This window comes from Candidatus Amarolinea aalborgensis, from assembly GCF_900491745.1.
GTDB lineage: Bacteria > Chloroflexota > Anaerolineae > SSC4 > Amarolineaceae > Amarolinea > Amarolinea aalborgensis.
In genome coordinates this window covers 1-10466 of sequence record NZ_UETR01000066.1, presented here as the reverse complement: position 1 = coordinate 10466, position 10466 = coordinate 1, and the positions used below count along the sequence as shown (strand labels likewise).

Below are 10466 nucleotides of genomic sequence, written 5' to 3'. Positions count from 1 at the left end.
GGCCAGCGCGTAGCGTTGATCGCGGGCTTCACGCAGATTGCGCGGGCCGGCCGCGGCCGGCTGGCAGATGACCGCGACGCGGCCGGCGCTGCCGTAGAGGGCAAAGTCAATTGGCGGTCGTTCTGGCGTTTCGGCGACGCCCCACAGATCATCCGGGTCGGGCGCTTCGTCGCCCGGCGGATCATCCCACGGCGCCTGGCGTTCGGCCTCCAACCCGGCGTTCAAGAGCGCGCGCCAAAGGCGATCCTGCGCCGTTCCCTTGTCCCATAGATCGTTGATTTCGCGCGCGCTGAGTAGTCGCGCCAGCGTTGTGGGGATGAAGGTGATACGACGCAGGCGCCGGCTGGGAATCGGCTGCGGTAGACGCCACAGCGGTCCCAACTCGATGTGGTAGTATTCGTCCTGCGCGCGCGGGTGCTGCGACTCCGCGGGCAGCAAGTCCACGCGGCGGGCAATGCCGACGCGGCGTACGGCCGCCAGGGTCGCCACTTGCCAGCGGTCAGCCGGGGAAAAGGCACCGGTTTGGTAAAACGCCAGGTAATCGGCTGCCATCTGGCCGGGCGCACGCGCCACCGGCACGCGATACCACCCCTCGTCATCCGCGCGCGCCAGGTCAGCCGGCGCAGGCAGCACCGCCACCAGCACGCGCTGATGCCCCGGCGCAGGTAGATCGTTCATATTGAGTAGCACAGCCACAGGCGCCTCCTGTCGCACGGTTCTATCTGTAACCGTTCACGAAGTTCTCGAGTTGGACGCAGATGCACGCCGAAAAACGCAGATTGGACGAAAGAAGGACTTCAACGCCGCGCGTGCTGCACCAGTCATCCCCGGAGCCGCATTGGCTGCCCAACCGTACCGCCAAATCTGCGTGCGTCGTCCGCGTTGATCTGCGTCCTGTTCATTGTTTTGCCTCTAGCTTTCGATCCAGCTCCGCACGTCGGGGGCAAACTGCTCTAGATCGGCGCGCAGGCGCAGCAGGGCCAGGTCCCGGCCGCGCGCTTCCAGCATGATGTCGAAATCGGGCAGGCCGCCGGCGCGCGCGCGGCGCAGCCAGTCAATGAACTCAAAAGGGTTGACATAATCTGCGTGCTGCGTCCAGCGCGGCGCGGCCAGCAAGCGGCGGCGCCCGCCCGCGTCCGCCGCCGTCAACAGGTTGAACGCGGTGCGCGGCGAGGCAAAGTGGACTTTGGGCCGCACCCCGCGTGGCCAGGTGCTGAGCGCCAGGCCCAGGGCCTCGAATTCGTCCAGGCCATCGGGGTTGTACACCAGGTGATGCAGGCGATCGAAGACCAGGCGCACGCCGGTTTGACGGTGCATCCACAGCACGTCGCTGAGGCCGTAGCGGTCATCGTCGTTTTCCAGCGCCACGCGCGCCTGCACGGCCAACGGCAGGCGGGCGAAGCGGCGGCAGAACTGGGCGCGCGCCGTGGCTTTGTCGCTGTAGACGCCGCCGGTGTGGATCACCACCACGCCCTCAGGCCCTGCGCCCAGGCGATCCAGCAGATCAGCCAGGCCGGTCACATGCGCCAGGCTGGCGGACGTCAGCGCGGCGTCGTCGCTGTTGAGGATGACGCTGGCCTCCGCGTGGATCGTGACACGCACGCGGTCACGGCGCAGCAGCGCGGCCGTGTGAGCCAGCTCGGCCTGGCATTGATCCATCTGGCCGGCCAACTCAGGATGCTGGGGAAAGGCCAGGTGCGGGGCCAGGCGGCTGGAGACGCGATAGAAGTGGATGCGCATCTGCGCCAGGTAGCGCAGAATGTCGCGCAGGTAGGCAAGGCTCACACTGAGGTGCGGGCCTTGCCCACCAGGCGCCTGGGGAGAACGGCTGTCGTACGCGCGTAAACCGGGGCGCCCCTGCACAGCGACGGGAAAGCCAAGCTGCATGTGGGGGCCTCGCTAAAAAAGTCAGGCCAATGCCAGGGCCGGCGCGCCCTCGAACTGGCCCAAGAGCACCGGCTCGATGCGCGCGAGCGCCCAGTCAATTTCGGCCTGGGTAATCACCAGCGGCGGCGCGAAGCGAATGACGTGCTCGTGGGTTTCTTTGCACAGCAGACCCTGGCGCATCAGGGCTTCGCAGAAGCGGCGCGCGCCGCCGGCCTCATGCTTCAATTCGACGCCGATGAACAGGCCTTTGCCCCGCACTTCCTGCACGAAGGGGCTGGCAATGGCGCGCAATTTGGCCTGGAAATAGTCCCCCAGCCGGGCCGAGTTCTCGATGAGGTTTTCTTCCACCAACACCTTCATCGCCTCCCGCGCCACGGCGCACGCCAGTGGATTGCCGCCGTAGGTGCTGCCGTGATCGCCCGGCCGAAAGACGCTCAGGATGTCCGCCGAGGCCAGGACGGCCGACACCGGGTAGCAGCCGCCCGACAGCGCTTTGCCAATGATCATCACATCGGGCTTGACGTTCTCATGGTCGCAGGCAAAGAGCTTGCCGCTGCGCCCCAGGCCAGACTGGATTTCGTCGGCCATGAAGAGAACGTCGTGCTCCTCGCACAGGGCTTTGGCCCATTTGAGGTAGCCGGCCGGCGGCACGTGGACGCCGCTCTCGCCCTGAATCGGCTCCACGAGGAAGGCCACGGTGTTGGCGCTGAATGCGGCTTCCAGGCTGCGCAAATCGCCGAAGGGCACGACTTTGAAGCCAGGCGTGAAGGGGCCAAAGCCAGCGCGGTACTGCGGTTCGGTGGAGAAACTGATAATGCTGATCGTGCGGCCATGGAAGTTGTCGGCGCAGACGATGATTTCGGCCTGATCTTCAGGCACGCCGCCGCGCTGATAGCCCCATTTGCGCGCCATCTTGACCGCGGTCTCGACCGCTTCCGCGCCGGTGTTCATCAGCAGCGCCATCTCATAGCCCGTCAAGCTGGCCAGGTCTTGCAGGAACAGTCCCATTTGGTCGTTACGGAAGGCACGCGAGGTCAAGGTCAGCGTTTGCGCCTGGGCGATCAAGGCCTGCACGATGCGCGGGTGGCAGTGGCCCTGGTTGACCGCGGAGTAGGCGCTTAGGCAGTCGAGGTAGCGCCGGCCTTCGACGTCGGTCACCCAGACGCCCTGGCCCTGGGTAATCACGACATTGAGGGGCTTGTAGTTGTGGGCGCCATAGGTTTCATCGAGTTGAACGTAATCTTGTGTGAGCATCATATTTTCTCTTCCTTGAGAATTCTTGGCGATTCTGCTGCTTGCGATTATGCTGGTGCCGCGGTGGGGGGCGAAGACTCGCCGCGCACACCAACGCCAGGCCGCTGGCACCCAATTGTAGCACAGCGGCTGCGCCTAGTCTACCAGATTGCGCGCGGCTTGACACTGATAATCATCAGGTTGCGCAGGGTTGATTGGCGGGGTGCATTTCAGTTTGGGGGCGCAGCCCCGCAGGGGCTTGCACCTCGTAGCCGGATGGCCTTTGGCCTCCGGCGTTGTTGGTGGCCGCATGGCGTGCGCACCAACAACGCCGCCCGACCGTGAACGGATCGGGCTACGAGGTGGAAGGCCCTGCGGGCCTGACTGGCCGCGAGGCGCTTGCACCTCGTGGCGGGCGCGTTTCAATTGCGCGGTGCAGCTCGCGCAGGCGAGCTTTGCAGGCATTGCAGCGATCGTTCGGCTGAGCTCACGACGAAGCTTCCATCGCCCAACCTGCCCCCAGTTTGAAATGCACCCTGATTGGCACGGTTGATTGCCGATTCCCCTGGCGTTATGGTACAATGGCAACCAAGCGCTTGCGCGGCGACGTAACGATGTCCTGGCCCGCGTGGTCTAACGCAGAGCCGGATCGAAAAATAGCGAAAGTGCGAAAGACGTTCTTGGATGAAACGAATTGTTGACCTGGGTTGGCTTCCGGTCGCCCTGCTCACCATCTGCCTGTTGCCCCCGCTCCTACTGCCTGCCGCGCGCCTGGCCGCTCGACTGAGCGATTCGGCTGAGACTTCGGCGAGCTCAGTCGAGCCGCTCATCGAAGCCTCGCCGAAGTCTGCAGCTGAGACCGGCATCACATCGCCGGCCACGGGGGACGCCGTCATGGGCACGGTGACGATTCGCGGCACAGCCACGATTGACAACTTTCAGCGTTACGAAATCTACCTGATCCCTGACGGCGCGCTGGTGCAGCGCATCTGGCTGACAACGGTCGAGCACGTGGTGGTGGATGGCCCGTTATTCGAGTGGTTCACGCCGCCCTATCCCGATGGCCGCTACAACCTGCAACTGCGCCTGGTGACGCAGACTGGGGATTACCGCGATTACTACACCAACAGCATCTACCTCGTCAACCAGGCCAGGATCCACGCCACGGCTGACGCCCGTGCGACGGCGGCCGCGGCCGCGACTCTGACCGCGACCGCGCGCCCGCCTGGCGCGACCGCCGAGCCAACCGAACCGCCGACGGCCACGCCGACGCCAACTGCCACGCCCACGCCTCTGATTGCGACCAGCGTGATGACCATCACAGAGCCGTTAGCCGGCGTCCCTCTGCGTGGCGTGGTGACGATTCGCGGCACGGCCAACGTCACCGGGCAATTGGGCTATCAACTGCACCTGGGGCTGGACAACGGCGAAGGCTTCGATCTCCTGCGTGCGGTTTCAGGGACTGTACAGAGCGGCGTGCTCGGCGTCTGGAACACGCGGCGCTGGCCCGATGGCGTCTACGCGCTGCGGCTGCGCGTGAAACTGCGCGGCGGCCAGCTGCGTGATTTGCTGCTGAGCGGCTTCGAGACGGCGAACGAGACGCCGCTGCCCGTGCCAACCCCTACGCCAACGCCGGTCCTGGCGGGGCCGGGCATCTACGGCCCGCGCAGCGATCAGACGATCAGCGGCCAGGCGCGCATTTGGGGTTGGGCCAGCGGGACCGGTTTTGTTCGCTACGATCTGCATGTGGCGCGCGCCGGCAGCGACGATTGGCTGTGGCTGGCCTCCAGCAGCCAGCCGATTGAACGCAACACGCTGGCGCTGTGGGATACGGCGCGCTACCCGGCCGGTCGCTACGACCTGCGCCTGCGCATTGTCTTTGCCGACGGCAACTACGACGAATACCTCATGCCCGGCATCGTTGTCGTCAAATAGGCCGGCGGAGACCTACGAATCACCGCGAAGACGCCAAGAGCGCAAAGAGAAAGAAGTTATCTTTGCGTCTTGGTGCCTTCGCGGTGAGATTTTCATCGGCTTTGGCGCCGCAACCGGCACAAAAAACAGGCCTGGACAGCCGCGAGCTCCCGGTGCACTGCGCTCGATTTTAGGCTGGCAGGAGCGGGACGATGGCCTGCTGCACTGGCTGGGTCGTCACCTCGGCGAAACCGTCGCCCACAATCATGTTGATTTCACTGCGCACGCCGAACTCCGCCAGGTAGATGCCTGGCTCGATGGAAAAGCCTACGCCTGGAATCAGTGTGCGCTCATCGTGCGTCTCCAGATTGTCCATGTTGACGCCGTTGCCATGGCCGCTGGTGTCAATGCTGTGGCCGGTGCGATGGAAGAAGGCTGCGCCGTAGCCGGCCCGCTCAATGACGGCGCGCGCGGTGTCGTCCACTTCGAACCCCTGCATGCGCTGCCCCGCCCTGAATCGTTCCTGGATGAACTGCACGGCCGCATCGCGCGCCTCAGCCACGATGTCGAATATCTGGCGGTGAGCCGCGGGCGCTTCCGCGCCGGCAAAGGCCACCCACGTAATATCAGCAAACACCGCGCCCGGCTGGTCGAGCTTGGCCCACAGATCGAGCAGGACAAAATCGCCCGCCTTGAGAAAGTGCTGACGCGCCGTGGCCGGCGCGTAGTGCGGATCGCCGCTGTGCGCGTTGATGCCCAGAATGGGTGGATGGTCGGTGACCAGGCCGGTTTCGGCAAAACGGTGCATGACAAACTGCTGCCCATCCACCTCGCCGGGTGAGCGGCCGGCGCGCAGCTCGGCCGCCAGCCAGGCAAAACACTCGTCTTTGATCTGGTTGAGCAGGCGCGCAGCCTCGCGATGCTGCGCCAACTGTGCGGGCGTCCAACGCGCCTGCACCCACTGCACCAGGTCAGCCGAAGAGACCACCTCCACGCCCAGGCTGCGGATCAGCTCCATCGTGCCGGCGTCGACGCGTGCCACGTAGGGAATGGCGCCGCCAGGCGAGTATTCCATGGCGATGCGCCGTGCTGGGCCGAGTAGGTCCTGGATCCCGCGGGTCAGTTCTTGCCAGGTGACATACGTATGCACCGGTTCTTTGGACCCGGCGAAGGGGCCAGCCTCGATGCGGTGGACGAGCCTGGCGGCCTGGCCGTGGGCCGGAATCCAGTAGGCCCAGCGCCGGCTGAAAACGCCTTCTGGGGGCAGCCCGGCCACCTGCGCGGCGATCGGATTCATGCCGCGGAAGTCGAACAAGAGCCAGCCATCGAGGTCGGCGTGCTGGAGAGCGTTTTGGATTTCTGCAAGGTCTGTCATCGGTTTATGTTCCTGGTTCTATGACTGATCAGGGGCGGCCGCGCGCTTGACGAAGGTCTTCAGGCGCCGTTCCAAGTCGCGCCGTTCGAGGAGGACTTTATGCTGGCAGGTGAGGCAGCGAATGCCGATGTCCGCGCCCAGGCGCACCACTTCCCAATCATAACCGCCGCACGGATGCGGTTTGCGCAGGCGGACAACATCACCCAAGTATAGTTCGAGTGGCATAGGTTCATTTCCTCCCCCACCACACAATTATACACCGGTCGTTCTATCTGCCCAAAGCATCCCCCAGACCCATTTGGGATGTTGGCACGCCCGCGCCCGTCGCGTCGCCGCGAATAGTATTGCGCGTTTTGTACTTTGTACTTTGCACCCTGCACTTTGTACTCTCCCCTCTGTACTTTGCGCGGCGCGCGCGGTATAATTCAAGCGCAAGCGGCGGCATGATCTTGCGCCGCTGTCGTGATCATCCCCCACGGAGACAACTATGCGACAACGGTCGTGGCGCCAGCGTTTGATCTTGGCTTTCTATAGTTTCCTGGTCGTGCTGACCATTCTCAGCGGCGCGCGTCCCGCCCGTGCGCACGCGGGAACCGTGGAGGTGCTGACTTTCCGCGGCCCGGTGACGCCGATCCTGGTCAGCTACCTGGAACGCAGCATTGCGCAGGCGCAGGCCAATGGCAGCCAGGCGGTAATCCTGCAGCTCGACACACCCGGCGGCAGCACGGATTTGATGCAGGCCGTCATCCAGCTGCTGCTCAAGTCTGACGTACCGGTCGTGGTCTATGTTAGTCCGAGCGGCGCGCATGCTGGCTCGGCCGGCACGTTGATTACCTTCGCCGCGCACGTCGCGGCGATGGCTCCCGGCAGCAGCATCGGCGCGGCCAGCCCTGTGGGCGAAGGCGGCGCCGAGCTGCCAGACACGATCAAGAGCAAGCTGGTCAACATCCTGACAGCCGATGCCGAGAATCTGACGAAACGGCGCGGCGACAAGGCGGTTGAATTCGCTCGCCAGGCCGTGGAGGACGCGCGCGCAGCTACGGCTGATGAGGCCAAAGCCCTGGGCGTGATTGATTTCATCGCGCGTGACCTGGATGACCTGCTGGCGCAGATGAACGGCTTTACGGTTACGGTCAACGGTCGCGAGCAGACCTTCCACACGGAAGCGGTGCAAACCAACGAGGTCCCGCTTGGGCTGCTCGAAGACCTGCTGAACGCGGTGACGAACCCGAGCATTGCCGCCATCTTGTTGACCTTGGGACTTAACGCCCTGCTGTATGAACTCTCCAGCCCCGGCGGGTATGCGGCGGGTGTCGTTGGCGTGATTGCGCTGCTGCTGGCTTTCTATGGCCTGGGCGCGTTGGAGGCGAACTGGGTCGGCCTGGGGTTCATCATCCTGGCCTTTGCCCTCTTCATTCTAGACATCAAAGCACCTACCCACGGCGCACTGACCCTGGGGGGCGTAGCTTCGTTCATCGTAGGAGCAGGCATCTTGTTCAATACACCGTACACGGCCGTACCCTGGCCGGCCATCATTACGCTGGCGTTGTTTACCGCCGCCTTTTTTGCCTTTGCCGTGGCCAAGGCCCTCAGCGCCCAACGCCGACGCCCGACCACGGGCGCGGAGGCGCTGATCGGCAGCCGCGCGGAAGTGCGCATGGCGTTGGAGCCGGTCGGCCAGGTTTTCCTCAATGGCGAGCTGTGGCAGGCAGAGATCGGCGACGGCCGCGCGCCCGTCGGCGCATACGTCGAAGTGACGGGTCGCCAGGGCATGCGACTGCTGGTGCGCCGCAGCGCCTGAGGAGCTGAACCACCCCATGCCAACGGTCATCAGTATCAGCCAACTCATCAGCGATATCAAGAGCACGGTGCAGGGGAATTACGCCTTGCAGGACGTGTGGGTGCAGGGCGAGGTGTCGCAGTTTACGCAGGCGGCCGGCTCAGGCCACTGCTACTTTCGCCTGAAGGACGGCGCGGCGACACTGGAGTGCGTCATGTGGCGCGCCCAGGCGGCCTTCCTGCGACGCTTGCCCGCGCACGGCGACCTGGTGCAGGCGCATGGCAAAGTGGATGTCTACCCGGCGCAGGGTCGTTTGCAGTTGGTGGTTGATCTGCTGCAGCCTACGGGCCTGGGGCAGTTGAACCAGGCCTTCGAGGCGCTCAAGGCGCGGCTGGCGGCCGAAGGGCTGTTCGATCCCGCGCGCAAGCGGCCGCTGCCGACCTGGCCGCAGCGCGTGGGCATTGTCACCTCGGCCGATGCGGCCGCGCTGCGCGACATCCTGCGTACGCTCAAGGCCCGCTTCCCGCTGGTGGAGGTGCTGCTGGCCTCAACCCTGGTGCAGGGCAGCGAGGCGCCGGCGCAGATCGAGACCGCCATCCAGCGGCTCAATCGCTGGTCGGCCACGGTGGAGCCGATAGACGTGATCATCGTGGCGCGCGGCGGCGGTTCGCTGGAAGAACTGTGGGCGTTCAATGATGAGCGGGTCGTGCGGGCCATTCACCGCAGCGCGATCCCCGTGGTCAGCGGCGTGGGGCACGAGGTTGACTTCACGATGGCCGATTTCGTGGCCGATGTGCGCGCGCCCACACCCACGGCCGCGGCCGCCCTGGTCGCGCCCGATCAACGCGACCTGGCCGCGCAGTTGGCCGCCGCGGCCGATGCGCTCACCGCGCAGATGCAGGCGCGGCTGGCGGCCGCGCGGCGTGAGGTGCAAGCACAGCGCCGGCTGCTGCGGCGGGTTTCGCCCCAGCAGCAGATTGCCTACCGCCGCCAGCGCATTGACGAGCTGCTCTATCGCGGCCAGACGCGCATCCAGGCGCGCATCGCGCTGGCGCGGGCGCGCATCGCCACGCAGCAGGCGCGGATTGCGGCGCTCAACCCGCAGCAGGTGTTAGCGCGTGGTTATGCCATTGTGCAGGTGAAGGCCAGCGGGGCCGTAGTGCGCCAGGCGGCGCAGGTTACGCCGGGAGAGCGCCTGCGCGTGCAGGTGGCCGATGGCACATTCGAAGCAGAGGTGACAGCAGATGACATTTGAGCAAGCGTTTCGGCGCCTGGACGAAGTGGTGGGCAAGTTGGAGCAGGGCGATTTGGCGCTTGAAGAATCGCTGGCGCTGTACGAAGAAGGCATGTCGTTGGCCATGCTGTGCAACGGGCTGCTGGACAAGGCCGATTTGCGAGTGCGCCAACTCGTCGCCACACCAGGCAGCGATGCCCTGACCGCGGTGGATTTCGACGGCTGGAGCGAACGCGACGCGTAGTACAGGCCGGGCGATTGCACCGGCAGGCAGCCTTGAACTGAAGTTCAGGCTGATAGTTGAAGTCCGCTGAAGCGGACTGGGCGCCATTGGTGGGTGATCGTCTGATCGTCGGCTTATTTTGTTAATCTTATGGAACTACTGGTAGCGCAGAGCGGGCGATTGCACCGGCAGGTAGCCTTGAACTGAAGTTCAGGCTGATAGTCGAAGTCCGCTGAAGCGGACTGGGCACCATTGGTGGGTGATCGTCTGATCGTCGGCTTATTTTGTTAATCTTATGGAACTACTGGTAGCGCAGAGCGGGCGATTGCACCGGCAGGTAGCCTTGAACTGAAGTTCAGGCTGATAGTTGAAGTCCGCTGAAGCGGACTGGGCGTCATTGGTGGGTGATCGTCTGATCGTCGGCTTATTTTGTTAAACTTACCGTCGAGCGGTCGTTGTCGGGCGAATGGCTGGCTTCGCTGGACGTCGCGCTCCCCCGGCGACAAAACGGCGCCCGGTGAACCGGGCTGGCGTGCGGCCCGGCATCAAGCCCCGTTGACGGGGCGCCGCTGCGTAGCCTGGCGATTTCATCGCCAGGCGAATGGCTGGCTTCGCTGGACGCCACGCGCCGCCGGGGGATCGCCGGGGGATGAAGTCCCCCGGCGACAAAACGGCGCCCGGTGAACCGGGCTGACGTGCGGCCCGGCATCAAGCCCCGTTGACGGGGCGCCACTGCGTAGCCTGGCGATTTCATCGCCAGGCGAATCGCTGGCTTCGCTGGACGCCGCGCGCCGCCGGGGATCGCCGGGGGATGAAGTCC

Annotated in this window: 10 protein-coding genes; 4 read left to right on the top strand and 6 right to left on the bottom strand. The window is 64.9% G+C overall.

Going from position 1 to position 10466, the window contains the following annotated elements; translation table 11 throughout:
* The 3 genes from ACPQ6D_RS23425 to rocD form a co-directional block, all read right to left on the bottom strand.
* On the bottom strand, positions 1–696 hold a 696-nt coding region (locus ACPQ6D_RS23425), incomplete at its 3' end, for a hypothetical protein (protein ID WP_423226777.1).
* Between the two features lie 216 nt (positions 697–912).
* Positions 913–1887 carry a UV DNA damage repair endonuclease UvsE gene (locus tag ACPQ6D_RS23420; RefSeq protein ID WP_423226776.1) on the bottom strand — a complete coding sequence of 325 codons (975 nt, stop codon included), beginning with the start codon at positions 1885–1887 and terminating at the stop codon, positions 913–915.
* A 21-nt stretch (positions 1888–1908) separates the two neighbouring features.
* Complete coding sequence (gene rocD / locus ACPQ6D_RS23415; RefSeq protein WP_423226778.1) at positions 1909–3141, bottom strand: ornithine--oxo-acid transaminase; 1233 nt, start codon at positions 3139–3141, stop codon at positions 1909–1911.
* A gap of 663 nt (positions 3142–3804) precedes the next feature.
* Between rocD and ACPQ6D_RS23410 the strand changes: the two genes are divergently transcribed.
* Positions 3805–5055, top strand: coding sequence for a hypothetical protein (locus tag ACPQ6D_RS23410; protein ID WP_423226775.1), 1251 nt, complete (start codon positions 3805–3807; stop codon positions 5053–5055).
* 169 nt (positions 5056–5224) lie between these two features.
* Here the strand turns inward: ACPQ6D_RS23410 and ACPQ6D_RS23405 are convergent, their stop codons facing one another.
* Positions 5225–6409 (bottom strand): M24 family metallopeptidase, encoded by a 1185-nt coding sequence (locus ACPQ6D_RS23405; RefSeq protein WP_423226774.1) that lies wholly within the window; start codon positions 6407–6409, stop codon positions 5225–5227.
* Positions 6410–6427: 18 nt separating this feature from the next.
* On the bottom strand, positions 6428–6634 hold the full coding sequence (locus tag ACPQ6D_RS23400) for a DUF951 domain-containing protein (protein WP_423226773.1): 207 nt from the start codon (positions 6632–6634) through the stop codon (positions 6428–6430).
* 262 nt (positions 6635–6896) lie between these two features.
* Here ACPQ6D_RS23400 and ACPQ6D_RS23395 point away from each other — a divergent pair, with 262 nt between their 5' ends.
* The 3 genes from ACPQ6D_RS23395 to xseB are packed head-to-tail and all read left to right on the top strand — an operon-like array spanning position 6897 to position 9667.
* On the top strand, positions 6897–8210 hold the full coding sequence (locus tag ACPQ6D_RS23395) for an NfeD family protein (RefSeq protein WP_423226772.1): 1314 nt from the start codon (positions 6897–6899) through the stop codon (positions 8208–8210).
* A gap of 16 nt (positions 8211–8226) precedes the next feature.
* Positions 8227–9444 carry an exodeoxyribonuclease VII large subunit gene (gene xseA, locus ACPQ6D_RS23390; protein WP_423226771.1) on the top strand — a complete coding sequence of 406 codons (1218 nt, stop codon included), beginning with the start codon at positions 8227–8229 and terminating at the stop codon, positions 9442–9444.
* Positions 9434–9667 carry an exodeoxyribonuclease VII small subunit gene (gene xseB / locus ACPQ6D_RS23385; protein ID WP_423226770.1) on the top strand — a complete coding sequence of 78 codons (234 nt, stop codon included), beginning with the start codon at positions 9434–9436 and terminating at the stop codon, positions 9665–9667. The genes xseA and xseB overlap by 11 nt, the downstream gene beginning before the upstream one ends.
* 403 nt (positions 9668–10070) lie before the next feature.
* Here xseB and ACPQ6D_RS23380 read toward each other — a convergent pair.
* The coding region (locus tag ACPQ6D_RS23380) for a hypothetical protein (RefSeq protein WP_423226769.1) at positions 10071–10466 on the bottom strand (396 nt) is incomplete at its 5' end.

Excerpts from the sequence above, each read along its gene's own strand:
- ACPQ6D_RS23420 (WP_423226776.1), bottom strand. The coding sequence starts at position 1,887 with ATGCAGCTTGGCTTTCCCGTCGCTGTGCAGGGGCGCCCCGGTTTACGC.
- xseB (WP_423226770.1), top strand. The coding sequence starts at position 9,434 with ATGACATTTGAGCAAGCGTTTCGGCGCCTGGACGAAGTGGTGGGCAAG.
- ACPQ6D_RS23395 (WP_423226772.1), top strand. The coding sequence starts at position 6,897 with ATGCGACAACGGTCGTGGCGCCAGCGTTTGATCTTGGCTTTCTATAGT.
- xseA (WP_423226771.1), top strand. The coding sequence starts at position 8,227 with ATGCCAACGGTCATCAGTATCAGCCAACTCATCAGCGATATCAAGAGC.
- ACPQ6D_RS23410 (WP_423226775.1), top strand. The coding sequence starts at position 3,805 with ATGAAACGAATTGTTGACCTGGGTTGGCTTCCGGTCGCCCTGCTCACC.
- rocD (WP_423226778.1), bottom strand. The coding sequence starts at position 3,141 with ATGCTCACACAAGATTACGTTCAACTCGATGAAACCTATGGCGCCCAC.
- ACPQ6D_RS23405 (WP_423226774.1), bottom strand. The coding sequence starts at position 6,409 with ATGACAGACCTTGCAGAAATCCAAAACGCTCTCCAGCACGCCGACCTC.
- ACPQ6D_RS23400 (WP_423226773.1), bottom strand. The coding sequence starts at position 6,634 with ATGCCACTCGAACTATACTTGGGTGATGTTGTCCGCCTGCGCAAACCG.